Here is a 25,204-nt window from a genome sequence, read left to right as displayed (position 1 = left end):
GCGGCTGCGAAAGTGGCATATTCCGCGTTTCGCTCGATCGCCCAATGCCTGCGGCGCGCAAGAATCGGGTGGCTTGCACGCTCGTCCGGGTGCATTTCATGGCAATCACAAAGGAGGTGGCATGAAAGAGGCCGCGCCCGTTGAGAGAACGGATCACTGAGATGCAGATGATGATCGAGGGACAGTCACACTTCCAGCCTTTCGGCTTATCCTATTGGGGTTTCGAAGATCTCAATAAGGGAGTTGGAAGCATGACTGCCTCTTATGAATACCATATCGGGGTCGACTACCACAAATCCTACAGCCACCTGGTGGTTCAGGACAGCAGCGGCAAGACGCTGAGATCCGGCCGGGTGAAGAACGACCGACAGTCGCTCGGCGGGTTTCTCGAACGCTATCGGGAGAACTCGCATGCGGTTGTCGAAGCGACGCGCAACTGGATGGTGATGTACGACTGGCTCGACGACATTTGTGATGATGTCGTTCTCGCTCATCCGCTGAAGGTTAAGGCGATCGCCGACGCCAAGATCAAGACCGACAAGATCGACGCGACGGTGCTGGCACATCTGCTCAGAGCCGATCTGGTACCCGAAGCCTGGGCGCCAAGCGAGAGATCGCGGGACCTTCGCGTCGCGCTGCGCGAGCGGATGTTTTACGTGCGGCTGCGCACGATGACCAAGAACCGCATCGTCACGGTGTTCGACCGCTATCCGGAGCAGACGGCGCAATTGAAGAAGCTTGGCGACCTGTTTGGCAAGGCCGGCCGCGTCCAGCTGGCTCAAGTGAACGTCTCTGAGATCGACCGCATCCAGATTGACCGTGGTCTCGCCTTCATCGGCGACATCGACATGCGGATCAAACAGTCGGAAGCAACGATCCGGGCGATGACCAAGGCCAATGCCAACGTCAAGCTGTTGAAGACGATCCCCGGCATCGGCGAGTTCTTCGCCCGGCTGATCGATGCGGAGATCGACGACATATCGCGGTTCCGCCACTCGAAGAAGCTTGCCGCCTATGCCGGGCTTGTGCCGTCGACCCATTCCTCCGGCGGCAAGACCTTCCACGGCAAGATCATCAAGCAGGGCAACAAGTGGCTGCGCTGGGCCTTCGTCGAAGCCGTCGCTCCTGCCATCGCCAGCGATCCACAGCTGCGCGCCCAATACGAGCATCTGAAGATCAAAGGAATAAACAAGGCGCGGGTGGCGATTGCGCGCAAGCTTTTGACGATCACCTTCCAGATCCTGCGTGACCAGCGCGCCTACGAGCCGCGCGGCGAAAGCACCATGGAAGGCGCGTCGACGATATCCCGGTTGTCCTGATGGCAGTCTAGCGAGCCCGGTAGAACTGGGTTGCGCTTCTCAAGGAGAATGGGAAACCGGGAGCCGAACGCCACTCTGTGACCGAAGCCCCAGGCATCAGGTCACGCATTGGAGACTGGTTCAAGAACCGAAGGACAGCAAAGCGATCTGTCCGGCGGAAAGAGAGACTTTGCCGATCGGTGCGAATGCCGGTCAAAACTTAACCGAACCCAAGGAAAAGCCGCCAAATGGTGGTGTTCTGCCCCTTGCGTTCTTTCATTGGAGATCTGCCATGACCGCCACTCGTTTTGTTGCCATGCCGACGACCGACGCCGAACACCTCTGGAACGGCGGCCGCGACGCCTATGACAGGCCGCCCGAGACGATCGTTTCCGATGGCCCCGGTCATCCCTGCCGCCATTGCCTCGAAAATATCGATGCGGGCGAGGCGTTGCTGGTCTTCGCTTACCGGCCCTTCCCCGAGCTGCAGCCCTATGCCGAAACCGGCCCGGTCTTCCTGCACAAGCAACCTTGTGCACGCTATGCCGCCGAAGAGATCATGCCGCCGGTGCTGACGACGAGCCGTGACTTCATCGTCCGCGGCTATAGCGAAAATGACCGCATCGTCTACGGCACCGGCGCGGTGACTGCTATCGGCGATATTTCAGCCTATGGCGAAGAGCTGCTGGGACGATCGGATATCGCCTATGTGCATGTGCGTTCCGCGCGCAACAACTGCTTCCAATGCCGGATCGACAAGGTAAAGGCGCCGGCCCTGGTGGAGGCCGGCGCCTGATAGGCGGAACAGGAAGTCGTCAATCTGTCGGGATCGCGCGCCTTCTAATGTTCTTAAACGCCGCGCAAGGCAATGATCCGCGAACCTGCGGCAGCCTGCCGTTGGTGTGCGAGCGGCGCATATTCGGGCGATGCAAAGAGACCACGGATGGCATCCATATCGAGAAACTCGATGATCAGCATATTGGTCGCCTGCCAGCCTTCGAGTTCGAGCGGCGCGTCATCAAGAGCAATGAGACGGCCGCCGGCCTTTGCCACCAACGGCAGAGCCCTCGAGCGGTAATCGGCAATGGCTTCGGGGTCGTGGATGTCGAGATCGACAACGAGGTAGGCGGACATGCTCATATCCTTTCAATCAATGTGAAGTTCAGGGGGTGTGTGTTTTGCGTGCGGCGGCGCGCCTTAGGGCAAATGCCGCCACTTAACCATGCGCTTGCGGAGATCGAGCGTGCCGCCATCGACGGTGAAGCTGCCGTCACCGCGATGATGCATGGTCCGTCGTTCCTTGCTGGTCTCGTCGATCCAGATCCTCTTCGCTTCGAGGATGAAGAGATTGTATCGATCGACGAGGCTCGGATCGGCAACACGGCATTCGATATTGGCAAGGCAGTCCACCAGTAACGGTGCTGCAACATCCTTTGCTGGACGAGTCCTCAAGCTGAACCGCTCGAACTTGTCCACCGTGTCGCCGGAGCAGTTGCCGATGTCCACCACGGTTTCGGCGAGGTCGACAGCTGGAATCGCAATCACGCATTCGCCGGTCTTCTTCAGGGTGTGGTGGCTGAAGTCCCAGGGGCCGATGACGCACCCGATCAGCGGCGGCGCATGCTGGATCATCATGTGAAAACCCATCGTCATCACATTCTGCGTACCCTCAAGGCTCGTCGTCACAAGAACGATCGGGCCAGGTTCGAGCAAGCGATAGGCCTGGGAAGCGGAAATCTCTTTCATCCTGCGCTCCTTCGCGGGTCTCTTCCCCGCACCTATGCGGGGAAGCTGACAGACGTTCTGGCGTGGTTACCAGCCCTGTTCGACCGGCAGAACGAAGAGTTCCGCGACATTCACATGCGCAGGCGCCTGCGCAGCGAAGACGATGGTGTCGCCGATGTCTGCGCCCTGCAGGAACGTCATCTGCTTGGCAAGGTCGTCCATCTGCTTGATATAGTCAGGCTCCGTGATGTGATCGTACAGCTCGGTCGCCACGGCGCCCGGCTGGATGCAGGTCACCCGGATATTGTGCTTCTGGCCCACTTCCATGCGCAGGCCGTCGGAGAATGCGGCGACCGCATGTTTGGTGGCGCAATAGACCGACAGGCCCTTGAAGACCTTGCGGCCAGCAATCGACGACATGTTGAAGATATGGCCCGAATGCTGGTTGATCATCTGCGGCAGAACGGCAGCCGTGGTGTTCAGCAGGCCTTTTACATTGACGTCGACCATCCGGTGCCATTCGTCGACTTTGAACTGATCGACATCCGAAAGCGGCATCAGGCCAGCATTGTTGACGAGAATGTCGATCGAACCGTAGGCACCCACCAGCTTTTTGACGCCGGCTTCGACGGAGGCTGGATCGACCACGTCCATTTCGATAACGAGGGCCTCACCGCCCTTCGAGACGATCTCCTTTTTGAGGTCTGCAAGCTTTTCGGTGCGACGGGCGGCGATACCGACCTTTGCGCCGGCCTCCGCGAGCTTCAATGCGGTTGCGGCACCGATGCCGCTCGAGGCGCCGGTGACCAGCGCGACTTTTCCATTGATATTCGTCATGGTTTATCTCCTTGTCTTGGCGTCCTTCCAACTGAAAGGGCGGTCGTGTTCGACAAGGAGGAACATAAGGAGGAGGGCCTGATCCCTCTCTCGGGACCTTGCGGGATCTGTCGGGATCTTGCTCAAATCAGCAATTCTAAAATCGCGACGCGCTTCAGCTGCGACGGTAGTCGCTGGGGGAGACGCCAGCCTCACGGCGAAAAATCTGAGCAAAATGGCTAGGGCTCGAATACCCCACGGACATGCCGATCTCGATGATGCTGGTACTGGTTTCCTGCAGAAGTTGCTGGGCTTTGGCTATGCGTTGGCGAATGAAATAATGGGATGGAGAAAGGCCGGTGGCCTTCTTGAAGAGGCGGCTGAAGTGAAACGCACTCATGCCGGCCGTTTGCGCCAGACGTGCGAGATCAAACGGCTCCTGGAGGTTGGCTTCCATGAATGCGATGGCCCGCCGTAGCTTTGCGCCGGGGAGGGCATTTGACGGCCGTGCCTCTGCGTCAAATGTTGCGTATTGCCGGATAAGATGAACGGCGAGCGTCTGTGCCAATCCCTCAACGAAGAGCCGACTTCCCTCCCCTTCTGCCGTCAGTTCGGCATGGATCAGTTCCAGCATGCTTGAAAGATGTTGGTCGCGGCCGCCCGATATGTCGCGCAGGCGCAAGGCGCTGGCAGCCTTGCCGAGAACCGCTTCCGCCACCCGCTCAAACAACGGAACGGAGAGATAGAGATGCATCACCTGGAAAGGTTCGTCTCCCTCGGCACGCCAGCGCATTTCGTATGGCGTGGGCGACCGCGTCAGAAAAAAGTCTCCGACTCTGACTGTGTTGGCCTCCCACTCCCCATCCAGATCGCGTTCTTCCACGCGTGCCTGACCTGAGATCACCCAAACAACGAGAGGTTCGGCGACCGCCGGAACAAGAAAGGGGCGTTGCACCGTCAGGCGGGAAAACACCTGCACGAATATATCCGTCCAGGCCGGTCCATCTCCGCTGACGAGTGTTCTGCCGGCAATATATGTTTCGAGGCCGGCAGGTGACGTTCGAAGCGGGACCGGCGATATTTCCTCTCGACTATCGACCTTCATTGCTGCTCCGTTTAGATGCGACTGCCCATCGGCATGATACGATAGGCACTGGTCGGCGGGACACAACTCATCGCTCTGATTGACAGGGAAAAGCATACCTGCAACGTCGTCGAAGGTCGCGGTTCAATTACAGCTACGCCGTCATACAAAGAAGGCGGCATCCCCTCGGATACCGCCCTCCCCGCCGAAAAATAGAGCTGTAAGCCGTCACCTGGAGTCAGTTAGCTTACGCTACGTTCAGCACGCTTTCCGGCGCGAAGGCCTCGTAGCCCAGCGCTTCGGCGACCGGCTTGCTGGTGATGCGGCCCTTGTGGACGTTGAGGCCATTCCTCAGATGCCTGTCTTCGGCGATGGCGCGCAGGCCGCGATCGGCAAGCGCCAGGCCATGAACCAATGTGGCATTGTTCAGCGCGTGTGCCGAGGTGACCGGCACGGCGCCCGGCATGTTGGCAACGCAATAATGCACGACGCCATCGACTTCATAGGTCGGATCGGAATGGGTCGTCGCATGCGAGGTCTCGAAGCAGCCGCCCTGGTCGATGGCAACGTCGACGATGACGGAGCCCTTCTTCATGCCGGACAGCATCTCGCGGGTGACGAGCTTCGGGGCGGCAGCGCCCGGGATCAGCACGGCGCCGATAATGAGATCGGCCGAGAAGACTTCCTCCTCCAGCGCCTGGATGCTGGAATAACGGGTGTGGATGCGGCCTGCAAAGATATCGTCGAGCTGGCGCAGACGCGGCAGCGACTTGTCAAGGATGCTGACATCGGCGCCAAGGCCGGCGGCCATCCTGGCCGCATGCAGGCCGACGACGCCGCCGCCGATGACTGCGACCTTGGCCGGCAGCACGCCGGGCACGCCGCCGAGGAGGACGCCGAGGCCGCCATTGGCCTTCTGCAGGGCGGTCGCTCCTGCCTGGATCGACAGGCGACCGGCGACCTCCGACATCGGCGCCAGCAACGGCAGGCCGCCGCGCTCGTCGGTCACCGTCTCATAGGCGATCGCGGTGACGCCGGAGGCGATGAGGCCTTTGGTCTGTTCGGGATCCGGCGCCAGATGCAGATAGGTGTAGAGAAGCTGACCGTCGCGGAGCTGCGCCCATTCGGCAGGCTGCGGCTCCTTCACCTTGACGATCATGTCGCACTTTTCGAAGATATCCTTGGCGGAGGCGGCGATCTTGGCGCCAGCCGCGGCATAGGCGGCATCATCAGCGCCGATACCGACGCCCGCCTTGGTCTCCACCCAGACCTCGTGGCCGTGGGCAACATATTCGCGCACCGAAGCCGGCGTCAGGCCGACGCGATATTCATGATTCTTGATTTCCTTCGGGCAACCGACACGCATGCGCGTTCCTCTCATTTTATCTCCGCGGCCGCGGATTTTTTCAGATGAGGAATCCAACCATCAAGACAGTGAAATGTCCTTGCAAAGACGATTTGCGAAGACGCGATTTTTCGGCGATTATTGCGCTACTTCTATCTTTCTTCGAAGGTTCTTCGAATGGCCGATCTCGATACCATCGATCTTGCGATTCTCCGGGTATTGCAGGCCAATGCCCGCATCACCAACGCCGAGCTTGCCGAAAGGATCGGATTGTCGCCTTCGGCCTGTTCGCGCCGGCTCGACATCTTGGAAAGAAGCGGCGTCATCGGCGGCTACCATGCGCGGCTTTCACACAAGGCGCTCGACTATAAGATGATCGCCATCGTGCATATCTCGCTTTCCGGCCAGTTCGCCAAGACGCTGGCGGAATTCGAGGCAGCGGTGAAGCTCTGCCCGAACGTGCTCGTCTGTTACCTGATGTCGGGCGAATACGACTACATCTTGCGCGTCGCCGCCCGCGACCTGGAGGACTATGAGCGCATCCACCGCGACTGGCTGTCGGCCCTACCCCACGTCGTCAAGATCAATTCGAGCTTCGCGCTCAGAGAAATCATCGACAAGCCGAATGTCGGCCTTTGAGGCCTTGCATCTTTGCCGAAAGCCTGCCCAGACTTTCGTCGCGCGCACGCGTTTCCCCACTACAGCGCCGCGCGTCTTTTCAGACGCGCAGAGGACGCTGTAACACTTTGGACTTCTGCATAATTTCACGCTTAAATCGGAATCAATTTAAGCGTGAAATTATGCAGTAATGGCAAGTCATGACATCGAAGACCCAAGGCTATATTTTCGCGCTGCTGGCGATCACCATCTTCTCCCTGCAGGATGCCATCTCGAAACATCTGGCGACGGCCTATCCGCCAATCTTCGTGACGATGATCCGTTACTGGGCCTTTGCGCTTTTCACGATCATCCTCGCTGCGAAGATGCGCGGCGGCATCAAGGCGACGGCCCGCACCAAACGCCCTCTCCTGCAGGTGACCCGCGGCGTGCTGCTTGCCGTTCAGGTGGTCCTCGCCATCACCTGCTTTGCGATGATCGGCCTTGCCCGTTCACAGGCGATCTTTTCCGCGACGCCGATCCTGATCGCACTGCTGGCGATGCCGATCCTCGGCGAGCGGGTCGGGTGGCGGCGGTGGGCAGCGATCGGCGCCGGACTTTTCGGGGTGCTGTTGATCCTCAAACCGGAAGGCGAATTTTTCGACGTGAAGCTGCTTCTCGCCGTCATTTCCTGCTTCAACTTCGCCTTCTACGTTATCGCCACCCGTCTGGTCAGCCGCGACGATTCGTCGATGACCAGCTTCTTCTATACCGGCGTCGTCGGCGGCGTCACGATGACGCTGGTCGGACCGTTCTACTGGAGTTGGATGTCGTCGGGCGACTGGGTCTGGATGGCGCTCGTCTGCGTCACCAGCATTTCCAGCCATTATTTCCTGATCCGCGCCTATGATGTTCTCGATGCCGCCGCCGTCCAGCCGCTGACCTATCTGTCACTTGTCTACGCCTCGGTCATCGGCATGGCGGTCTATGACGAAACGCTCAGTCTCAACACGATCATCGGTTCGATCATCGTGGTTGCCGCCGGGATTTTTACGGTCTGGCGCGAGCATGTGGTCGGAAGCAGGGCCACTGCGGCCAATTGATTGTTTCACTGCAATTTTAGCCAAGCCCCTAAAACCATTTCAATTTTCCGACGCTATGCTCCCTCGCTATATCAAGGGAGACAGTATGACCCGCAACTTGAAAATCACGGCCCGGAAGACTGATCGGAAAAACTGCCGCGTTTTCGGCCATGTCAAATATCTGAACAGCCAGGTGGATGCCCGCATCCTCGACCTATCACTGACCGGTGCCGCCCTGGAGATGAAGGGGCCGCTCCATGCCGCCTCAGGCAGCAAGGTGCGCATCGAGGCCGAAAACCTCGGGCTGCTCGAAGGCATCATCCGCTGGAAGCACAATGGCCGCGTCGGCATCCAGTTCGACGTGAATTCGAATGCGCGGGCGCAGATTTCCTCCTATTTCCGCTTTTTCCATAAGGAGATGCGGCCGGTGCTGGCGGTACGCCAACTGGCCAAAGCCGGCGCCAATAGCGACCGGATGCCTCATTTGGCAACGTCGACGCTGAAATCGTAAGGCTGCACGGCCTTGGCGCCGAATGACCGGCTGAGATCGTTCCAGTAGCTGCGGTTGACGTTGACGTCGAGGGTGACCGAGCCTTGCGTCTGCGGCAGCCTGGCGCCGAGGTCCCTGATGTTAACCGTGGCGGTATTGGCGTTGGCGCCGGACAGCAGGATCGTTTCCGTGCCAAGCGGCACGTTGACTGCGCCAGGCGCCTGGCTGCTGGAGAGCGGCTCGCTTGATATGATCTGGCCGTCTCCACCCAGGAACTTGATATCGCAGGTCTGGCATTCGCCCTGCGTCCAGCCGGGATTAACTTTCAACTCGACCCGCGGCGGCAGCGAGCGAGTGCCATCCTGAGCAAGGGCGACGCCGACGATGCCGAACAGGCTGGCGGCCGAGCTGACCTCGATCGGCCTCGGGTTGGCTGCACTCCCCTGCGCAGCGGCCATGATGAGGGCCGGTGCGCCGATGCCAAGAAGAAGCGCCTTCTGCAACTGCTGTTCGCGATAGATCAGGGCGATGGCGCCGCCGATAATGAAGAAGACGACGATGGCGGCAAGCGCGCAGGCAACCGAGATCCAAGGGTTTGCCGTCGTCGTCAGCCATTTCTCCACATCGCCGCTGTAGAGCGCCTGCGCCTTGTCGACCAGACTGGGTGCGATGCCTCCGAAACCTCCGACCAAAGCGATAACAACCTTGTTCATAATCCCATCTCCCCCAATGGTTCCAGCTGTTACCACTGTACCATAAATTGCATTTCACGACCACGCCGCTTTTCCGACGGATTGTTTTGCCGTTCTGTCATTTTCACGGTGTACTCCTCGGCAAATCGTCCTAATTCTGACGGGCCGGACGATGCATGACCCCTATTAGGAGAATTTCCATGTCTTCCATTTTCGATGTTGGCGTGATGAGCCGCCGTTCCCTGCTCGGCGGCCTCGCCGCCACTTCCGCCCTGGTGCTGCTGCACCCTTTCAGCGCGCGCGCCAGCGCCAACCAGGCCCATCTCAGGCTGATGGAAACGACCGACATTCACGTCAACGTCTTCCCCTATGACTATTATGCCGACAAGCCGAACGACACGATGGGCCTGTCGCGCACCGGGACGATCATCGACGCGATCCGCGCGGAGGCCGTCAACTCGCTGCTGATCGACAATGGCGACGTGCTGCAGGGCAATCCGATGGGCGATTACATGGCCTATCAGCACGGCATGAAGGACGGCGACGTCCATCCGGTGATCAAGGCGATGAACACGCTCGGCTATACGGTCGGCACGCTCGGCAATCACGAGTTCAACTACGGCCTCGACTTCATGTTCAAGGTCCTGGCAGGCGCGAACTTCCCCTTCGTCTGCGCCAACCTGACCAAGGGCCAGCTCGCCTCGGACCCGAAGCAGGACGATCTCTTCTTCAAGCCCTACATCATCGTCGAAAAGCAGATCAAGGACGGCGCCGGCAATGAGAGCCCCGTCAAGATCGGCTTCATCGGCTTCGTGCCGCCGCAGATCATGCTGTGGGATATCAAGAACCTCGAAGGCAAGGCGCAGACGCGCGACATCGTCGAGGCCGCCAAGGCCTGGGTTCCCGCCATGAAGGAAGCCGGCGCCGATATCGTCATTGCGCTCTCGCATTCCGGCATCGACGGCAGCGCACCGTCCGAAAAGATGGAAAACGCCTCGCTGCATCTCGCCGCCGTCGACGGGATCGACGCGATCTTCACCGGCCACCAGCACCTCGTCTTCCCCGGTCCGAAGAGCTGGGACGGTGTGTCCAATGCCGACCCCGTCAAGGGCACGCTGCACGGCAAGCCCGCCGTGATGGCCGGCTTCTGGGGCTCACATCTCGGCCTTATCGACCTGCTGCTCGAAAAGGACGGCAATAGCTGGAAGATCGTCGATTTCACCTCGGAGGCACGGCCGATCTTCCATCGCGACGACAAGAAGAAGGTGGTTGCCGACTATGCCGACAAGAAGGACGTGGTCGAGGCCGCCAAGGCCGAGCACGAGGCAACGCTTGCCTATGTCCGCACCCCGGTCGGCAAGACCTCCGCACCGCTCTACTCCTATTTCGCGCTGGTTGCCGATGACCCCTCGGTGCAGGTCGTCAGCCAAGCCCAGACCTGGTACATCAAGCAGATGCTCGCCGACACCGAATTCAAGGATCTGCCGGTGCTTTCGGCGGCGGCCCCCTTCAAGGCCGGCGGTCGCGGCGGTGCCGACTACTATACCGACGTGCCGGCCGGCGACATCGCCATCAAGAACGTCGCCGACCTCTATCTCTACCCGAACACGGTGCAGGCTGTCGCCATTACCGGTGCCCAGGTGAAGAACTGGCTCGAAATGTCGGCCGGCATGTTCAATCACATCGAGGCCGGCTCGAAGGATGGCGCGCTGCTCAACAATGATTTTCCGTCCTACAATTTCGACGTGATCGACGGCGTGACCTACCAGATCGACCTGTCGCAGCCGCCGAAATATGATTCGTCCGGCAAGCCGATCCATCCGGACGCCAACCGCATCCAGAACCTCGCCTTCAACGGCAAGCCGATCGATCCGGCCCAGAAGTTCGTCGTCGTCTCGAACAACTACCGCGCCGGCGGCGGCGGCAATTTCCCTGAGATCACCGCAGACAAGGTAATCTTCCAGGCGCCGGATACCAACCGCGACGTCATCGTCCGCTATATCCATGATCAGGGCACGATCAATCCGTCGGCCGACGCCAACTGGACCTTCAAGCCGCTTCCGGGCACGACCGCGACCTTCGAAAGCGGCCCGAAGGCGAAACAGTTCCTCGCCGAGGTCAAGAGCGTCAAGATCGAGGATGCCGGCGAAGGGGCCGACGGTTTCTCGAAATTCAGGCTGGTTCTTTAGGCGGAAGACAATATCAGCGAAGGCGCGGCACCCGCGCCTTCGTCATTCGGCCGCGAGCGCCGTACCAGCGTCCTGCAGTTCCGCTATCTGAGCATGGAAATCGGCTTGGCTCGGACAGGCGGAAAGCCGCGTGCGGAACGCGTCGATCATCCAGGTGGCGGCAGGTCCGGGCGGGTTGGCGAGCTGACGGACCGAATATATCGGATATTCCCCCTGTTCGTAGGCATCCAGATCGAGATGAACGAGCCTGCCGCTCGTCAGATCGTCATGAATCACGGAAGCCGGGAGGCCGCCCCAGCCAAGGCCGGCCTTGATGAGCTGGTGTTTCGTCGCAATATCGCTGACGCGCCATGTCTTGTAGGAGAGAACGTTGAAATCGCGCCCCTTCGTCCGTCCCGATGCATCGGTGACGACGAGTTGCACTTCCTCGCGCACGTCGCCGAGCGTCAGCGGTCGGCCGATCCCAGCAAGCGGGTGGTTATGCGCGGCAACCGGCAACATGAAGGAATGACCGATACGCTCCGTGACGATCGAATCGTCCTGCTTGACGACCGCGCCGCCAATCCCGATCGTCGCCTTGCCGCTGAGGACGAGATCCATGACCATTCCGAGCTCACCTACATTGAGGCTTAACGAAACGGATGGAAACATCTCCCGGAATTCGCGGAGGACGTCCACCAGGGCTCGCGAAGGCACCATGACACTGATGGCGACGGAAACCTCCGCTTCGAGCCCTTCCCTCAGGCTCTTGACGCGCGCCCGCATGACTTGCAGATCGCCCAGAATGCGCCGCGCATCCTCCAGCATCGCCTTGCCCGCCTCCGTCAGCTTCGGCTGACGCGCGCCGGAACGCTCGAAAAGCGGGACTTCGAGCTGCGCCTCCAGATTGGCGATCGTATAGCTGACGACCGACTGCGCCCGGTTCAGCGCCCGCGAAGCGGCCGAGAAGCTACCGGTCTCGGCAACGGTCAGAAACACCTGCAATTGGTCCAGAGTGGGGTTTGGCAGCATCTTCTATCCATTCCATCGATAGTTTCGATCTACATTATCACCGTTTTTTCGATAGCAGGCCAGACCTATTTTCCTCATCGAGACTGCGGCTCACCTCCCAGCAACGGGCCGTCAAATCCCATTCGAAAGGAAATGCACCATGTCGTCCATCCTGCTTCTGACGTCCAGCCCGCGTGCCGATTCTCTCTCGACGCCGATCGCCGTCGATCTCGCCGAAAAGCTGAAGAGCCAGAATCCGGGCAGCGTCGTCGTTCGCCGCGACCTTGCCGCCAACCCGCTGCCGCATATCGATGACCTCTTCACCGGCGCGATCCGCAAGCCGCCCGAGGCCCGCACCGCTGAGGAAACCGTGGCCGTCAAGACCTCCGACGAGCTTGTCAACGAACTGCTCGCCGCCGACACGATCGTCATCAGCACCGGCCTCATCAACTTCAACATCTATTCGTCGCTGAAGACCTGGATCGACAACGTTGCCCGCGCCGGCCTGACCTTCAAGTACACGGAAAGCGGCCCGGTTGGCCTCGCAACCGGCAAGAAGGTCTATGTGGTGCTCGCCTCGGGTGGCGTCTACTCGCAGGGACCGGCCGCCCCCTTGAACCATGCCGTGCCGTATCTGAAGTCGGTTCTCGGCTTCCTCGGCATCAGCGATATCGAGACCATCTATGTCGAAGGCCTGGCCTTTGGTCCGGAAGCTGCCGAAAAGGCGATCGACGCCGCCAAGTCACGCGTCCAGGAAATCGCACTGGCGGCCTGATCGGCTCCCAAATGCTTCACGGACGGCCGGCGTTTGCCGGCCGTTTTTCATTTGTCGATATCGGCGACAGAATCCCGGACCGTCGCCAGGATTTCGGCCGAGAGTTCTTCATCGGACGAAATCCTGGCAAGGCCGACGCCGCCGGCCATCATCGCGAAGGCCATGATCGCCTTGCGCCGCCGTTCCCTATCGTCCGCTCCCGCAGCCTTGCCCGCCAATGACGCGAAATTGCGCCGGAGCCCGTCCGTGGCGATCCCCCGCGCCTTCTCGCCGCTGCGGGATATGTCGGAGGTCAGCGCTGCGAAAGGGCAACCCTCGCCAGGATTGTCGCGATGATAGGCGCTCACATAACGATCGGCGACATCGGCAGCCGTCATCTCCGCCGGGTTCACCCCCTCGGCCTCCAGCTTGCGCCCCCATGAATCGAAAGCGGACTGGATCGCTTCGGCAACCAGATCGTCACGGGAGGCGAAATGTTTGTAGAAGCCGCCGACGGTCAGTCCGGCCTCCTTCATCAGGTCGGCGACGCCAATACCTTCGAGCCCCTCCTCGCGCAGCCGCTTCGACGCGATCTCGACAATCTTCTCGTGCGTCTTCTGTTTCTCCAACTGCGAACGCCCCATCGGACATCTCCCCGGCACCAATCGAATGAACATGATGTCGGCCGAAAACCGCTTACACTTTTCGGCATCATGCTTCTCTTGACTCATGTGGATTATCATCATAATCCTTGTAGATAACGATCATAATCCAGATCGTTGCCAATTCCAAGAGGAGCATGAATCATGCGTCTAAGAAACAAGGTCGCCCTGATTACCGGCGGAAACAGCGGCATCGGTCTTGCGACCGCCAGGGTCTTCATCGACGAGGGTGCCAGGGTGGTGATCACCGGTCGCAACCCGGAAACGCTCGCGGCTGCCGAAAAGGCGCTCGGCGCCGGCGTGCTGGCGCTGAAGGTCGACGTCACCGATGCCGCCGCCACCGAGAAGGCGTTTGCGGAAGCCGCCGGAAAGGTCGGCAAGTTCGACATCGTCTTCGCCAATGCCGGCATCGGCGGCGCGACGCCGCTTGGCGAGACATCGCCAGAGCAGTTCAACCAGATCATCAGCACCAATCTCACGGCGGTTTTCTTCACGGTGCAAGCGGCCTTGCCGCATCTCCATGACAGCGCTTCGGTAATCCTCAACGGTTCGGTGCATGCCGTGCTCGGCGCTCCCGGATGGACGGCCTATGCGGCAACCAAGGCAGCGGTCCGGGCAATGACGCGCAATATGGCATCCGAGCTTGCGCCGCGCGGCATCCGCGTCAATCAGGTAACGCCCGGCGGCACCAAGACGCCGATCTGGTCGCCGATGGCCCAGACAGAAGACGCCATGTCGGCGCTCGAGGCCCGAATCGGCGGCATGAGCCCGCTCGGCCGCATGAGCGAAGCCGACGAAATCGCCAAGGCGGCGCTCTATCTGGCCTCGGATGATTCGGCCAATGTCACCGGCATCGAGATCACCGTCGACGGCGGCATGACGAGCGCCCCATCCGGCGCCAAGATCTTCCGCGCTGCCTGAGTAAGCCGGGCTGGGCAGTTCAAATTTGCCCGGCCCCCTCGCCGACCTCGGTCACCCGTCATAGAGTGCTTGTATTGTCTCTTACGGATGCTTTGTTTCGTTCTTGCGTCGCACGGTGGGCAACACGAAAGAGGACGATTGCCAAATTCAGGACGGCAAGCAGGAGCAAAACACAGAGCATGGTCTGGATACCGGCGGAAACGATCAGATTGCCGGCGATCAATGGAAAGCCGAAGACGCCGATGGAATAGGCGAGCGAGAATAACAAAAGCGACTGCGGCATAAGGCCGGCGGGAGCCTCATTGGCCGCCAGACCGTTGATGACGGAATAAGTCAAGCCATAACCCACCCCCAGCATCGCCGCGCCTCCCAGATAGGCAAGCTGATTTGATGTCAGCATCAGGAACAGCAGGATCGATGCCAGCGTCAGGCTTGTCAGGACCAAAAGCGAATAGAGTGGGTCTTTCTTGACCACATATCCCGCCACGAACAGCCGACTCAGAATCGCGGCGGACATGAAGCCGATGAAGAACAGGGAGTAGTCGAACCCATGCGCCTTGGCGTAGCTGGTCTGAAAGCTGGACAACCCGCCGAAAATCGCGCCGCCGATGCCGACCATAATGATGGAATAGATGGCCCTCGAGCCGATCACCTCACGCGCTGAGCCAAATGAGATCTTGTTGACATGAGGCAAAATCTTGCCGGCATTGGTCAGCCGGATATGGAGCAAAAAGTAAAGCGCACCGCCGGCAAGACTGGCAAGGAACGCAAATGCGAAGGCCGCCTCGATCGGCATCGACCAGATGGTAGCAACGCGGCCAATGATCGGTCCGGCGCCGATGCCCGACATCATCGATCCCGAAAGCAGGGCAAAAAACCTGATCCGATGTTCGGGTTCGACGATCGCGGCGACCAGAATAGGGCCGAGCGCATAGAAGGTGCCCCAGCCTACGCCGAGGATGAAACCGACCGCCATCAGGCTCAGCCCAACTGAGGGAACCATGGCGAATCCGAGCGCTGACGCGGCAAGAAACAATCCCGAAACAGCCACCGCCCGCGCCGAGCCAATGGCATCCGCGATGTGGCCGGACAGGATCACGAGAATGACGGTGCTGACAGTCGCAGCCGAAATGATCAGGCCGGCCAGCGCCTCGTCGCCGCCGCGCTCACCCACCAGCACCGGGATCAGAAAGGTCACGCCATAGGCGATCGAAAGAAGAAACCCGCCGATACACAAAACGGCAAACTCGCCGCCATCGACTTTCTGTGCTGCAACTGAATCACTCATGTCCACGCCCCTCGCAGGAAAGCTCATCGGAATGCTGCGGCAATGGAGATCATGTTTGCGTTATGCTAACAAGCCGTTTTTATGGTTCTCATAACCTGTTGAAAATACGTAAATATATGGGATCATGTTTCTGTTTACGCAACATCCTAAACACCCGCGGCCGACGGCGCTGCGCTGATCGACGAGCCCACCGGGCCTAACTGAGTTTCACCACGCCGGAGCGGCCGACGACGCAGTTGCGGCCGCTCTTCTTTGCTGCGTAGAGCCTGCCGTCGGCAGCCGTCAGCACGGCGGTGAAATCGATACCGTCCTCGTCGGCAGTCGCAACGCCGATGCTGACCGTGATCGGACTGTCATCCGGCGTCTTGACGCTGGTTGCGATTGTCCAGCGCAGGCGCTCGGCAAGCAGCAGGCCTTCTTCGTGGCCCGTGCCTGGACAAACGGCAACGAATTCCTCGCCGCCGAAGCGGAAGACGCGATCGCTCGAGCGCAACGTCGTGCCCAATCGGGCGGCGATCGCCTTCAGCACCTCGTCGCCCTGGAGATGGCCGTAGCCGTCGTTGACATCCTTGAAGTGATCGGCGTCGATAATGAGGACGGTGGCGAATGACCCCTGCTTCAGTGCCTCGAGCAGCATCAGCGGCGCTTCCATTTCCATGCGCGTCCGATCGTAGACACCAGTGAGCATGTCGCGGCCGGTGCGCTCCAGCAGATCGTTGTAGCGCTCGCGGAACGTCAGGTCACCGAATACGTCGCTGATCGAACGTGCGGACCCGGCTGCGCCGATACGGCGAATACGATATTCATAGAATGCGAACATCGCCGCGTAGAGGCAGACGGCAAGCATTTTCGCCTTCCATCCGCCCCAGAATGCGGCGATCGGCACATCCAGGAAGTAATGCAGCGCCGCGAAGAAGCCGATCTGGTCGAATGTCAGCAGCACGAAGCCCGAAATCAGGAAACGCAGGACGACGCGGCGGCGGAAGAAATCGCCGAGTTTTTCGTAAAGCAGGATGATGCCGAGCGAATCGACATAGAGCAGCGCCGTGCCCCAGACCATCAGCCAGCCCATCTCCTTGAGGAAGTCGACGTCGGGTGTGTGGTTGGTCGATATCTGCAGCGGCTGGTGCAACTGCAGCACCCAGGCGATGCCGACAGTGAGCAGGTTGCCGAGGAACAGGCCGTAGATCGGCTGGCGCACCGTCGCTGCATCCTCCTGCAGGTAAAGCATCAGGATCATCATCAGCTTGCCGGAGAAGAAGACGGATGAGCCCGGCGACACATCCCCGAACGGCAGCGAGACATAGAAGACCGCGGCCAGATAGGTCTCCATGAAATGCATGACGCCGAGCGCCGTCAGGAAAACCCCGAGACCGAGCCGGTGACGGAAATGCAGAAGCGTCACCATCAGCACGAAATAGGCGATGGCTTCGACGACGAAGAGAAGGAGGTTGAGTGTCTCCATCATGAGACCTCGGCTCCGGACGTTCGGCCTCCTGCTGGCGCGGTGATCGCGACAGCGAATCCTTTGGTCAATCGTCCGAAACAGTCAAACACGGGGGTGTCCTGCAAATCCTGCAGGCGATACCTTTCACCGCAATCCTTTAAGATTGCGTGAGCGAGAACGCACTCGCTGGAGCGCAGCCGGGTCACATACAGGAATAGTTGCAGCCGGTATCTGGGACCTATGCCCGGATGCCGTTTCAGACCTGACGAAGCTTCTCGCCGTCGCCAAAGAGCGACGAACCATGCTGATCGATAATCTGCTGCGCCTTGCGCACCGTGCATTCGAGCGCGTCATCGGAGGAGGAAAACAGATCGGCGCGTATGAAATTGCGCACCAGTACCTCGTCGCCAACCTTCTTTTCGATGCGGCCGGCAAGGCGATACTGGCCGCCTTCCTTGCGCGGCTCGGCATAGATCGTGCAATCGCCGTAAAGCTGCGGCTCGCCGGAAGGGCCTGCCGCCTCCGAAGCCGGTTTGCCGCCACCGGAGAACATCGAAAAGATATTTGAAATGAACGAAGCCATGCTCCGCCTTTAGCACGACCGTATCGCTGTCGCCAAGTCAAATGATCAGATTGGCGAGGATCTCGTTTTCGGTAATATCCTCGTAACCCATGCCGGCTGCTTCGAAATTTCCGATCAGCCGAGCGAAATTCTCAGGCGCCTTGGTTTCGATGCCAATCAGGATCGAGCCGAAGTTACGTGCCGATTTCTTCAGATACTCGAAGCGGGCGATATCGTCGTCGGGGCCGAGCAGATTGAGGAAATCCCGGAGCGCACCGGGGCGCTGGGCGAGCCGCAGGATGAAGTATTTCTTCAGCCCTGCGTAACGCATGGCTCTTTCCTTCACGTCAGGCAGACGCTCGAAATCGAAATTGCCGCCGGAGACGACGGCAACGATGGTCTTGCCGCGGATCGCTTGGCCGTCCATCGCGGCGATCGCCGTCAGCGACAGGGCGCCGGCCGGCTCCAGCACGACGCCCTCGACATTCAGCATCTCCTGAATGGTGACGCAGATGGCGTTCTCCGGTATGAGTTGCACCTGCTCGGCCGGAAAATCGCGAAGAGCGGCGAAATTCAGGTCGCCGATCCGGGCGACTGCAGCGCCATCGACGAAATTGTCGACCTTGGCAAGCGTCGTCACCTTGCCCGCTTCGATGCTGCGCTTAAGGCTCGGCGCGCCGGCCGGCTCAGTGAAGACGAAAGCCGATTTCGGCACCGTGCCGTCGAGATAACTGGTGATGCCGGCGGCAAGTCCGCCGCCGCCAACCGGCAGGACGACCATGTCCGGCACTGTTCCCTCCGGCAGCTGCTGCATGATTTCGGCGGCGACGGTCGCCTGGCCTTCGATGATGTCGGCATGGTCGAAGGGCGGCACCATGACGCCGCCAATCGCCTCCACATGTTCGCGGGCGGCTTGGTAGCACTGGTCGAAGAAGTCGCCGAACAGCCGGATGGTGATGAATTCGGCGCCGAACATGCGGGTCTTGTCGATCTTCTGCTGCGGTGTCGTCACCGGCATGAAGACGACGCCCGGCACGCCGAAATGGCGGCAGACGAAGGCAAAGCCCTGGGCGTGGTTGCCGGCTGAGGCGCAGACGAAGGTCTTGCCGGCAGCACCCTGCCCGATCGCCTTGCGGAAGAAATTGAAGGCGCCGCGGATCTTGTAGGAGCGCACCGGCGACAGATCCTCGCGCTTCAGCCAGATATCGGCACCGTAGCGGGCCGACAGATGATCGTTGAGCTGCAGCGGCGTTGCCGGAAAAAGGCTGCGCATCGCCTCTTCGGCGCTTTCGACATCAAGTCTCGTCACGGGCGTGGTCCATTCTCTCAATTAGCCACCGCCGCTATGGCACAGGCCGGCCGGCAAAGGAAAGCTCGTTTGGGCCGTTTCCGGTTCGCTCCCGGACCGTTTCGCTCCGAGGAAGGCTTTCTTAAGCCAATCGCGAAATTGGCGGCACATGAACTGATTTTAACTGTCAATGAAAAGGGCGGCCACTTATATGAAGCTATGATGATCTTCAAATTCGCAAAACCGCTCGCCTGGCTGCTGCTCGCCCTCATCCTCTTCGTCACGGTTTCGCCGATCGGAGAGAGGCCGGATACGGTCACCACGGTCGATGTCGACCGTGCCGCCGCCTATCTTCTCGTCGGCTTCGCCTTTGCGCTTGCCTATCCAAAGCAGTGGAAAACCGTAGCGGTGCTGCTGATCGTCGGCGCATTCGCCATCGAATGGCTGCAATATTTCGCGCCGACCCGCCATCCGCGCCTGCATGACGCGAGCATCAAGGCCATGGGTACAGCCCTCGGGCTGCTGGCCGGCTGGGTGATCAACAAATGGCGCGATACGAAGGCGCCAAACGCCCTTCCGTTCGCAGAACGCTGATTATCGGCGGGATCGACTAGAAAGCGCGCAATTGCACTGCCCAGAAGAACAGTGGTATCGCGGCCATCGCAGTCGCGAGAACGAGCGCGACACTGGCCTTGAAGACCCGGATGCGCCTAGTCCTTGCCCCACTCCAATCGTAAACCATCGTCTTACTCCCACAAGACAACACTTACTCAACCGCCGCGGCGCAATCCTTGCTCCGAAAATGCCAAATGCAAGCAATAGCGCGCTTTTATCCACAATATACAGGCATAATACAAGCATATTCGAACAGGATTATGAAGGTGGTGCGGGCGACGGGGGTCGAACCCGTACAGCCAAGGCCGAGGGATTTTAAGTCCCTTGCGTCTACCAGTTTCGCCACGCCCGCTTGCGGCATTTTCAATATCTTGCGTCATGGGCGATGGGAAGAGCCGCGAGGCGTAAAAATTATGCTTGGTTTTCCGGCAGCACCGACGAATGATCGGCCAGGCATTTCCCTCCCGAATGCCCTCGCCGATGAAGGCTGCCAGTCTCTCGTGGGAAAAAACAGAAGAGGCGCGGCGAGCCCCATGCCCGCCGCGCCTTCTTTATTTCAGCGTCAAAGATCAGGCGAGCTTGGCAGCAAGCTTGGCGACGTGGGCGCCCTGGTATTTCGCGCCTTCCAGTTCGATCTCGGAAGGCTGGCGCGAGCCGTCGCCGTTGGTGATGGTGGAGGCACCGTAGGGCGAGCCGCCCTTGACTTCCTCGGTGCCCATCTGGCCCTGGAAGGCATAAGGCAGGCCGGCAACGACCATGCCCTGGTGCAGGAAGGTCGGGATGAAGCCGAGGATGGTCGATTCCTGGCCGCCGTGCTGGGTGGCCGAAGAGGTGAAGACCGAACCGAGCTTGCCGACGAGTTTGCCGGCGAACCAGAGGCCGCCCGTCTGATCCCAGAAATTGCGCATCTGCGAGGCGACCGTGCCGAAGCGGGTGCCGGCGCCGACGATGATCGCGTCATAGTCCGCCAGTTCGTCGACGGTGGCGATGGGAGCCGCCTGGTCGACCTTGTAATAGGAAGCCTTGGCGACGTCTTCCGGAACCAGTTCCGGAACGCGCTTGACGGTGACCTCGGCGCCGGCCGACTTCGCGCCTTCGGCGACCGCATAGGCCATGGTTTCGATATGGCCGTAAGCCGAATAATAAAGGACGAGAACCTTCGCCATCTTCTATCTTCCTTGAAACATCGGGTTGAATTTCGTGTCCGACGCGATTTCTATCAGCGCGTCTGGGCGAACACAGCCCTTCCGTCAAGAACTCAGTGTTCACCACCCGGAGACGAAAATTCGCTTGCGGTTTTCATTTCGGCAAAATGACGCATCGCCCGAATTAGAGAGTTGGCGCATGATGTCGTCCAAAAACCGCCTGCACTTTTCGGCATCATGCTCTGGTGTTTGCAAAGCGAGCGAACGGCGCTACCTATTCCCCAGCCTCACATCACGGAACATCCCATGAGCCAAGACATCGTCGTCACCGCCGCCATGCTCGCCATCGGCGACGAACTTCTCTCCGGCCGCACCAAGGATAAAAATATCGGCCACCTCGCCGATTTGCTGACGCTTTCCGGCATCGACCTCAAGGAAGTGCGGATCGTCGCCGACGACGAGGACGCGATTGTCGAGGCACTGAACGCGCTTCGCGGCAAGTATGATTACGTCTTCACCTCGGGCGGCATCGGGCCGACGCATGACGACATAACCGCCGATGCCATCTCCAAGGCTTTCGGCGTGCCCTGCGAATACGACGAAACAGCAATGACGCTGCTTGCCGAGATGTACCGGCGCCGCGAGATGGAATTCACCGAGGCGCGCCAGCGTATGGCGCGCATGCCGCGCGGCGCTGTGCACATCGCCAATCCAGTCTCGACAGCGCCAGGCTTCATCATCGGCAATGTCCATGTCATGGCCGGCGTGCCGCAGGTCTTCCAGGCGATGGTCGACAATGTGCTGCCGACGCTTCGAACCGGCACGCCGGTGCTTTCGCTCGCCATCGCTTGCCCTTACGGCGAAGGCGAGATCGGCACGCCACTGACCGCGATCCAGAAGGCACATCCGGAAACCAGCATCGGTTCCTACCCACGCTATATCGGCCAGAAATTTTCGACCGAGATCGTCGTACGCGGCCGCTCGCAGGCGGCAATCGATGCGGCCGGCGCCGAGGTGCAGGCGATGATCGACGCCATCCGCCAAAGGAAGGACATCGCCGAAAACCATTCCGCCGAGGCTTGAGGGCAACGCCGGAACTGGAGGCCATCCTTGATCCCGTTCAAGGAACAGTAGAACGGTCCGGCGCATTCCTTCCCTCGCGCAAGCCATTTCAGCGCAAGGAGAATTGATATGTCTTACAAAACCATTCTCGCCATTCTCGATACATCAGACAATAGCGGGGCGGTTGCCGATTTCGCCTTTGCCATCGCTGCTGAAAGCGGCGCCCATGTGATCGGCCTGCATGCCGAAATCATTTCCGCCGTGCCGCTGGTCGCGCCGATGGAAATCCCCGATCCCGTTGCCGTGCAGGCGCTGCAGGATATGGCGCATAGCGAAACGATTGCCGTCGAGCGCATCTTCAGGGCGAAAGCGGAGGCGGCTGGAGCCTCCTTCGAATGGCGCAGCTTTGCCACATCAACCGGATACGGCTCCGCACCGCTGATCGAAAGTGCGCGCAGCGCCGATCTCCTGATCGCCTCGCAGGCCGACCCGGCCAGACCTTCCGACAGCCACGTCGACGTCGACAGTTTCCTTTTCGAAACCGGCCGGCCGGTGCTGATGATCCCCTATATCATTCGCCAGCCGAAGCCGATCAAGCGGGTGCTGATCGCCTGGAACGGATCGAAAGAGGCGGCGCGCGCAACCTTCGACGCACTGCCGATCCTGAAGGCGGCTGACGATGTGGAGATCTTTTCCGTCGATCCGGCCGACACGGCGCTGCAATCGCCGCTGACCGCCGGCGCCGACATCGCCGCGACACTTGCGCGTCATGGCGTGAAGGCGACGCTTTCCACGGCCCAGAGTGTGGATAAGAGCGCATCGCATGTCATCGAGAACCGGCTTTCGGACAGCAGCATCGATCTTCTCGTCATGGGCGCCTATACGCATTCCTGGCTCTGGCAGATGATCTTCGGCGGCACGACGAAAACCTTGCTGCAATCGATGACGGCGCTGACCCTGTTATCGCGTTGATTGGCTGCTCTTGCCTTTTGCCGGCAAATCCCGCTAATTGCGGCGACCGATGACAGCTTCGAGCCTCGGCCCCATCTCGCGCAGTTCCGACTGCGCGATTTGCGTTTTGCCAATCGCCGCTTCAAGCCCATCCGGTCGCCGGCAAACGGCGTGTCGTTTTTTCATGCCGCGGAGCAGCCCGATGTCCCTTCCCGATAAAGCCTTTCCCGTTTCCTGGGATCAGTTCCACCGCGATGCGCGCGCCCTTGCCTGGCGGCTTGCCGGCTTGAATCAGACGTTCAAGGCGATCGTCTGCATCACCCGCGGGGGCCTCGTTCCGGCTGCGATCATCTCGCGCGAGCTGAACATCCGGCTGATCGAGACCGTCTGTGTCGCTTCCTATCATGACTATGTGAACCAGGGCGACATGGTGCTGCTCAAGGGAATAGCGCCCGAACTTATGGAGAATGGCGGCGAAACCGTGCTGGTCGTCGACGATCTGACCGATACCGGCAAGACCGCCGCACAGGTGCGCACCATGCTGCCGAGAGCACATTTCGCCTGCGTCTACGCCAAGCCGAAGGGCGTGCCGACCGTCGATACCTTCATCACCGAGGTGAGCCAGGACACCTGGATCTACTTCCCCTGGGACATGGGCTTCACCTATCAGGAGCCGATCGCCAAGGGTGCGGGCTGATCGCCACCGATCAAAGCGCGCGACCCGCGGATTTACCACTTTAAATTGTTCCAGATTTTGTCGGCGAGGTTTCCTGAATCCGCTATCGGGATCTGCACATCTATTTTATCTTTTGCTCATAGACTGCTGTCTAATTCCTTCAATCGGAATCGATTCAAGGATGAAATTATGCAGCAATTCAAAATGTTACAGCGTCCTTTGCGGCTCTCGAAAAGACGCGCGGCGCTGTAGGGCGTGCGAATCGTGTCAAATTGCGCTTAAAGCGTGCAATGATCGGTACGGTACAAGGAAACGAGATGGCGCGGTGGGGGCATATAAGAGCGGTTGTGACCGTCGGGCTGGCGGCCTTTCTGTTGCCGCTGGCGCCTGTCCGCGCTGAACCTGCCTATATTCCCCTCGTGCGCGACTATGTTGAGAAACGAATCCGGCCGATAGTGGAAACGCCGTTGGTGCTGAAAGCCATTGCCGAGCAGAACGCAAAATTCGGCAATGTCAGCGAAATGGATATGCGGGTGCTCGACGAGACCTACCGGTCTGAGGTCGATCAGCACCACCTGCAGATGGTCAAGCTGCTGCTCGACAAATCCGTGTCGCATTACCTGAGGGAAAAGCAGGACGCCTCGCAGGGCGCGATTCTCGAATTTTTCGTCACCGACTCGCATGGGCTGAATGTCGGGCAGAGCACCATCACCGCAGACTATTGGCAGGGCGACGAGGAGAAATACCTCAGAACCTTCGCCAACGGCTCCCGCGAGATCTTCATCGACCGGGCGGAACGCAACGAATCCAGCCAAAATCTCGAGACGCAGGCGAGCTTCGTCGTCATGGACAAAGAGAACAGGCCGATCGGCGTCGCCATCGTCACCATCGCCATCGATGCGATTTAAGACCATGTCGCGCAAAAGTTTGCGGTTTTGCGATAAGGACGCGCTTTAGGAGCGCTGATTTCACCGGCGAATCGGCATGCCCATTTGCGCCGGAAATGCCATCACAAGATTTGCCGCAGGACGCTTTTTTGCCATTCTAAGGTTTTCCTTAGCCGGCAATGCCTGCAAGCCATTGTAATTTCAGCGCTCCCCGGCTTTCCCCAATCTCCACAGGCGCATCCACAACATGTTGTGGTTAGCAATCAATTAAAAGCCAGCCCTTGACGGAATCAGCTGTTTCAAACTTTACTGATCCTGATGTTGCGGCGGCGACAGGACCGGAGGTAACGAGCCCGGTTCCCTTTTGAAAATTAGGACGCGGAATCAGGGCGATGGACCGGGAACGGTTCAGGCCAGACAGGATTTCTGCGCGGTTTTCAGCCTCCAAAAAAAGTGACATCGGGGCTGGCGATAATAAGCTGTTAATACTATATTTAGTGTTTGCAGCCACCATCACCACAAGATACAGGAAGGACATCTCCGGATGACACCCCTGTCACAATACGGAAACGAGACTGGCTGCGCGACGACAAAGTGCCGCCGGATAGGAATTTTGCGCCTGAGGTCGTGGGGACCGG

General features: G+C 59.7%; 27 protein-coding genes and 1 tRNA gene. 13 read left to right on the top strand and 15 right to left on the bottom strand.

Annotated features, from left to right (window positions below; genetic code table 11):
- Positions 1-251: 251 nt before the first annotated feature.
- Entirely contained in the window at positions 252-1,319 is a 1,068-nt protein-coding gene (locus RL_RS10245) for an IS110 family transposase (RefSeq protein ID WP_011649142.1), read from the top strand.
- 271 nt (positions 1,320-1,590) lie between these two features.
- Entirely contained in the window at positions 1,591-2,094 is a 504-nt protein-coding gene (locus RL_RS10240) for a DUF1203 domain-containing protein (RefSeq protein WP_011651591.1), read from the top strand.
- A 53-nt stretch (positions 2,095-2,147) separates the two neighbouring features.
- Here the strand turns inward: RL_RS10240 and RL_RS10235 are convergent, their stop codons facing one another.
- The 5 genes from RL_RS10235 to ald form a co-directional block, all read right to left on the bottom strand.
- A complete protein-coding gene (locus RL_RS10235; protein WP_011651590.1) occupies positions 2,148-2,432 on the bottom strand; it encodes a DUF1330 domain-containing protein in 285 nt (94 codons plus the stop codon).
- A 63-nt stretch (positions 2,433-2,495) separates the two neighbouring features.
- Positions 2,496-3,044, bottom strand: coding sequence for a flavin reductase family protein (locus RL_RS10230; protein WP_011651589.1), 549 nt, complete (start codon positions 3,042-3,044; stop codon positions 2,496-2,498).
- Positions 3,045-3,110: 66 nt separating this feature from the next.
- A complete protein-coding gene (locus RL_RS10225) occupies positions 3,111-3,860 on the bottom strand; it encodes an SDR family oxidoreductase (RefSeq protein WP_011651588.1) in 750 nt (249 codons plus the stop codon).
- A gap of 154 nt (positions 3,861-4,014) precedes the next feature.
- Entirely contained in the window at positions 4,015-4,944 is a 930-nt protein-coding gene (locus tag RL_RS10220) for a helix-turn-helix domain-containing protein (RefSeq protein ID WP_244432362.1), read from the bottom strand.
- Positions 4,945-5,170: 226 nt separating this feature from the next.
- Positions 5,171-6,289 carry an alanine dehydrogenase gene (gene ald, locus RL_RS10215; RefSeq protein WP_011651585.1) on the bottom strand — a complete coding sequence of 373 codons (1,119 nt, stop codon included), beginning with the start codon at positions 6,287-6,289 and terminating at the stop codon, positions 5,171-5,173.
- Positions 6,290-6,445: 156 nt separating this feature from the next.
- Between ald and RL_RS10210 the strand changes: the two genes are divergently transcribed.
- The 3 genes from RL_RS10210 to RL_RS10200 all read left to right on the top strand — a co-directional run bounded on the left by RL_RS10210 (position 6,446) and on the right by RL_RS10200 (position 8,458).
- Positions 6,446-6,907, top strand: coding sequence for an Lrp/AsnC family transcriptional regulator (locus RL_RS10210; RefSeq protein WP_011651584.1), 462 nt, complete (start codon positions 6,446-6,448; stop codon positions 6,905-6,907).
- Positions 6,908-7,086: 179 nt separating this feature from the next.
- Positions 7,087-7,968 carry a DMT family transporter gene (locus tag RL_RS10205; RefSeq protein ID WP_011651583.1) on the top strand — a complete coding sequence of 294 codons (882 nt, stop codon included), beginning with the start codon at positions 7,087-7,089 and terminating at the stop codon, positions 7,966-7,968.
- A gap of 85 nt (positions 7,969-8,053) precedes the next feature.
- Positions 8,054-8,458: a PilZ domain-containing protein gene (locus tag RL_RS10200; RefSeq protein ID WP_011651582.1), complete on the top strand. Its 405-nt coding sequence runs from the start codon at positions 8,054-8,056 to the stop codon at positions 8,456-8,458.
- Here RL_RS10200 and RL_RS10195 read toward each other — a convergent pair.
- Complete coding sequence (locus tag RL_RS10195; protein ID WP_011651581.1) at positions 8,428-9,150, bottom strand: hypothetical protein; 723 nt, start codon at positions 9,148-9,150, stop codon at positions 8,428-8,430. The genes RL_RS10200 and RL_RS10195 overlap by 31 nt on opposite strands.
- A gap of 179 nt (positions 9,151-9,329) precedes the next feature.
- On the opposite strand from RL_RS10195, the gene RL_RS10190 reads away from it, so the two are divergent.
- A complete protein-coding gene (locus RL_RS10190) occupies positions 9,330-11,318 on the top strand; it encodes a bifunctional 2',3'-cyclic-nucleotide 2'-phosphodiesterase/3'-nucleotidase (RefSeq protein ID WP_041936280.1) in 1,989 nt (662 codons plus the stop codon).
- Positions 11,319-11,360: 42 nt separating this feature from the next.
- Here the strand turns inward: RL_RS10190 and RL_RS10185 are convergent, their stop codons facing one another.
- Positions 11,361-12,329, bottom strand: a complete 969-nt coding sequence (locus tag RL_RS10185; RefSeq protein ID WP_011651579.1) for a LysR family transcriptional regulator — start codon at positions 12,327-12,329, stop codon at positions 11,361-11,363.
- Positions 12,330-12,468: 139 nt separating this feature from the next.
- On the opposite strand from RL_RS10185, the gene RL_RS10180 reads away from it, so the two are divergent.
- Positions 12,469-13,083 carry an FMN-dependent NADH-azoreductase gene (locus RL_RS10180; protein ID WP_011651578.1) on the top strand — a complete coding sequence of 205 codons (615 nt, stop codon included), beginning with the start codon at positions 12,469-12,471 and terminating at the stop codon, positions 13,081-13,083.
- 47 nt (positions 13,084-13,130) lie between these two features.
- Here the strand turns inward: RL_RS10180 and RL_RS10175 are convergent, their stop codons facing one another.
- Positions 13,131-13,706 carry a TetR/AcrR family transcriptional regulator gene (locus RL_RS10175; RefSeq protein WP_011651577.1) on the bottom strand — a complete coding sequence of 192 codons (576 nt, stop codon included), beginning with the start codon at positions 13,704-13,706 and terminating at the stop codon, positions 13,131-13,133.
- A 162-nt stretch (positions 13,707-13,868) separates the two neighbouring features.
- Here RL_RS10175 and RL_RS10170 point away from each other — a divergent pair, with 162 nt between their 5' ends.
- Positions 13,869-14,645, top strand: coding sequence for an SDR family NAD(P)-dependent oxidoreductase (locus RL_RS10170; protein ID WP_011651576.1), 777 nt, complete (start codon positions 13,869-13,871; stop codon positions 14,643-14,645).
- A 58-nt stretch (positions 14,646-14,703) separates the two neighbouring features.
- Here RL_RS10170 and RL_RS10165 read toward each other — a convergent pair whose 3' ends face one another.
- The 4 genes from RL_RS10165 to ilvA form a co-directional block, all read right to left on the bottom strand.
- Positions 14,704-15,933, bottom strand: a complete 1,230-nt coding sequence (locus RL_RS10165; RefSeq protein WP_041936279.1) for an MFS transporter — start codon at positions 15,931-15,933, stop codon at positions 14,704-14,706.
- Between the two features lie 196 nt (positions 15,934-16,129).
- Entirely contained in the window at positions 16,130-17,401 is a 1,272-nt protein-coding gene (locus RL_RS10160; RefSeq protein WP_011651574.1) for a GGDEF domain-containing protein, read from the bottom strand.
- A gap of 235 nt (positions 17,402-17,636) precedes the next feature.
- Entirely contained in the window at positions 17,637-17,963 is a 327-nt protein-coding gene (locus RL_RS10155) for an HlyU family transcriptional regulator (RefSeq protein ID WP_003538786.1), read from the bottom strand.
- Positions 17,964-18,000: 37 nt separating this feature from the next.
- Positions 18,001-19,251 carry a threonine ammonia-lyase gene (gene ilvA, locus RL_RS10150; RefSeq protein ID WP_011651573.1) on the bottom strand — a complete coding sequence of 417 codons (1,251 nt, stop codon included), beginning with the start codon at positions 19,249-19,251 and terminating at the stop codon, positions 18,001-18,003.
- Between the two features lie 138 nt (positions 19,252-19,389).
- On the opposite strand from ilvA, the gene RL_RS10145 reads away from it, so the two are divergent.
- A complete protein-coding gene (locus tag RL_RS10145) occupies positions 19,390-19,824 on the top strand; it encodes a VanZ family protein (RefSeq protein ID WP_011651572.1) in 435 nt (144 codons plus the stop codon).
- 288 nt (positions 19,825-20,112) lie between these two features.
- Here RL_RS10145 and RL_RS10140 read toward each other — a convergent pair.
- Positions 20,113-20,197, bottom strand: a tRNA-Leu gene (locus tag RL_RS10140).
- Positions 20,198-20,414: 217 nt separating this feature from the next.
- Complete coding sequence (wrbA, locus tag RL_RS10135; RefSeq protein WP_003538774.1) at positions 20,415-21,011, bottom strand: NAD(P)H:quinone oxidoreductase type IV; 597 nt, start codon at positions 21,009-21,011, stop codon at positions 20,415-20,417.
- A 285-nt stretch (positions 21,012-21,296) separates the two neighbouring features.
- Between wrbA and RL_RS10130 the strand changes: the two genes are divergently transcribed.
- The 4 genes from RL_RS10130 (at position 21,297) to RL_RS10115 (ending at position 24,587) form a co-directional block, all read left to right on the top strand.
- Entirely contained in the window at positions 21,297-22,073 is a 777-nt protein-coding gene (locus RL_RS10130) for a competence/damage-inducible protein A (protein ID WP_011651571.1), read from the top strand.
- A gap of 108 nt (positions 22,074-22,181) precedes the next feature.
- On the top strand, positions 22,182-23,024 hold the full coding sequence (locus RL_RS10125; protein ID WP_011651570.1) for a universal stress protein: 843 nt from the start codon (positions 22,182-22,184) through the stop codon (positions 23,022-23,024).
- A 181-nt stretch (positions 23,025-23,205) separates the two neighbouring features.
- Positions 23,206-23,700, top strand: coding sequence for a xanthine phosphoribosyltransferase (gene gpt, locus RL_RS10120; protein ID WP_011651569.1), 495 nt, complete (start codon positions 23,206-23,208; stop codon positions 23,698-23,700).
- Between the two features lie 296 nt (positions 23,701-23,996).
- A complete protein-coding gene (locus tag RL_RS10115; RefSeq protein WP_011651568.1) occupies positions 23,997-24,587 on the top strand; it encodes a hypothetical protein in 591 nt (196 codons plus the stop codon).
- A gap of 235 nt (positions 24,588-24,822) precedes the next feature.
- Here the strand turns inward: RL_RS10115 and RL_RS39830 are convergent, their stop codons facing one another.
- Complete coding sequence (locus RL_RS39830) at positions 24,823-25,104, bottom strand: hypothetical protein (RefSeq protein WP_011651567.1); 282 nt, start codon at positions 25,102-25,104, stop codon at positions 24,823-24,825.
- Positions 25,105-25,204 lie beyond the last annotated feature (100 nt).

The sequence above is a fragment of the Rhizobium johnstonii 3841 genome (genome assembly GCF_000009265.1).
Lineage (GTDB): Bacteria > Pseudomonadota > Alphaproteobacteria > Rhizobiales > Rhizobiaceae > Rhizobium > Rhizobium acaciae.
This window is presented reverse-complemented; position numbering and strand designations above follow the sequence as displayed.

Excerpts from the sequence above, each read along its gene's own strand:
- RL_RS10245 (WP_011649142.1), top strand. The coding sequence starts at position 252 with ATGACTGCCTCTTATGAATACCATATCGGGGTCGACTACCACAAATCC.
- RL_RS10240 (WP_011651591.1), top strand. The coding sequence starts at position 1,591 with ATGACCGCCACTCGTTTTGTTGCCATGCCGACGACCGACGCCGAACAC.
- RL_RS10235 (WP_011651590.1), bottom strand. The coding sequence starts at position 2,432 with ATGTCCGCCTACCTCGTTGTCGATCTCGACATCCACGACCCCGAAGCC.
- RL_RS10230 (WP_011651589.1), bottom strand. The coding sequence starts at position 3,044 with ATGAAAGAGATTTCCGCTTCCCAGGCCTATCGCTTGCTCGAACCTGGC.
- RL_RS10225 (WP_011651588.1), bottom strand. The coding sequence starts at position 3,860 with ATGACGAATATCAATGGAAAAGTCGCGCTGGTCACCGGCGCCTCGAGC.
- RL_RS10220 (WP_244432362.1), bottom strand. The coding sequence starts at position 4,944 with ATGAAGGTCGATAGTCGAGAGGAAATATCGCCGGTCCCGCTTCGAACG.
- ald (WP_011651585.1), bottom strand. The coding sequence starts at position 6,289 with ATGCGTGTCGGTTGCCCGAAGGAAATCAAGAATCATGAATATCGCGTC.
- RL_RS10210 (WP_011651584.1), top strand. The coding sequence starts at position 6,446 with ATGGCCGATCTCGATACCATCGATCTTGCGATTCTCCGGGTATTGCAG.
- RL_RS10205 (WP_011651583.1), top strand. The coding sequence starts at position 7,087 with ATGACATCGAAGACCCAAGGCTATATTTTCGCGCTGCTGGCGATCACC.
- RL_RS10200 (WP_011651582.1), top strand. The coding sequence starts at position 8,054 with ATGACCCGCAACTTGAAAATCACGGCCCGGAAGACTGATCGGAAAAAC.
- RL_RS10195 (WP_011651581.1), bottom strand. The coding sequence starts at position 9,150 with ATGAACAAGGTTGTTATCGCTTTGGTCGGAGGTTTCGGAGGCATCGCA.
- RL_RS10190 (WP_041936280.1), top strand. The coding sequence starts at position 9,330 with ATGTCTTCCATTTTCGATGTTGGCGTGATGAGCCGCCGTTCCCTGCTC.
- RL_RS10185 (WP_011651579.1), bottom strand. The coding sequence starts at position 12,329 with ATGCTGCCAAACCCCACTCTGGACCAATTGCAGGTGTTTCTGACCGTT.
- RL_RS10180 (WP_011651578.1), top strand. The coding sequence starts at position 12,469 with ATGTCGTCCATCCTGCTTCTGACGTCCAGCCCGCGTGCCGATTCTCTC.
- RL_RS10175 (WP_011651577.1), bottom strand. The coding sequence starts at position 13,706 with ATGGGGCGTTCGCAGTTGGAGAAACAGAAGACGCACGAGAAGATTGTC.
- RL_RS10170 (WP_011651576.1), top strand. The coding sequence starts at position 13,869 with ATGCGTCTAAGAAACAAGGTCGCCCTGATTACCGGCGGAAACAGCGGC.
- RL_RS10165 (WP_041936279.1), bottom strand. The coding sequence starts at position 15,933 with ATGAGTGATTCAGTTGCAGCACAGAAAGTCGATGGCGGCGAGTTTGCC.
- RL_RS10160 (WP_011651574.1), bottom strand. The coding sequence starts at position 17,401 with ATGATGGAGACACTCAACCTCCTTCTCTTCGTCGTCGAAGCCATCGCC.
- RL_RS10155 (WP_003538786.1), bottom strand. The coding sequence starts at position 17,963 with ATGGCTTCGTTCATTTCAAATATCTTTTCGATGTTCTCCGGTGGCGGC.
- wrbA (WP_003538774.1), bottom strand. The coding sequence starts at position 21,011 with ATGGCGAAGGTTCTCGTCCTTTATTATTCGGCTTACGGCCATATCGAA.
- RL_RS10130 (WP_011651571.1), top strand. The coding sequence starts at position 21,297 with ATGAGCCAAGACATCGTCGTCACCGCCGCCATGCTCGCCATCGGCGAC.
- RL_RS10125 (WP_011651570.1), top strand. The coding sequence starts at position 22,182 with ATGTCTTACAAAACCATTCTCGCCATTCTCGATACATCAGACAATAGC.
- gpt (WP_011651569.1), top strand. The coding sequence starts at position 23,206 with ATGTCCCTTCCCGATAAAGCCTTTCCCGTTTCCTGGGATCAGTTCCAC.
- RL_RS10115 (WP_011651568.1), top strand. The coding sequence starts at position 23,997 with ATGGCGCGGTGGGGGCATATAAGAGCGGTTGTGACCGTCGGGCTGGCG.
- RL_RS39830 (WP_011651567.1), bottom strand. The coding sequence starts at position 25,104 with ATGTCCTTCCTGTATCTTGTGGTGATGGTGGCTGCAAACACTAAATAT.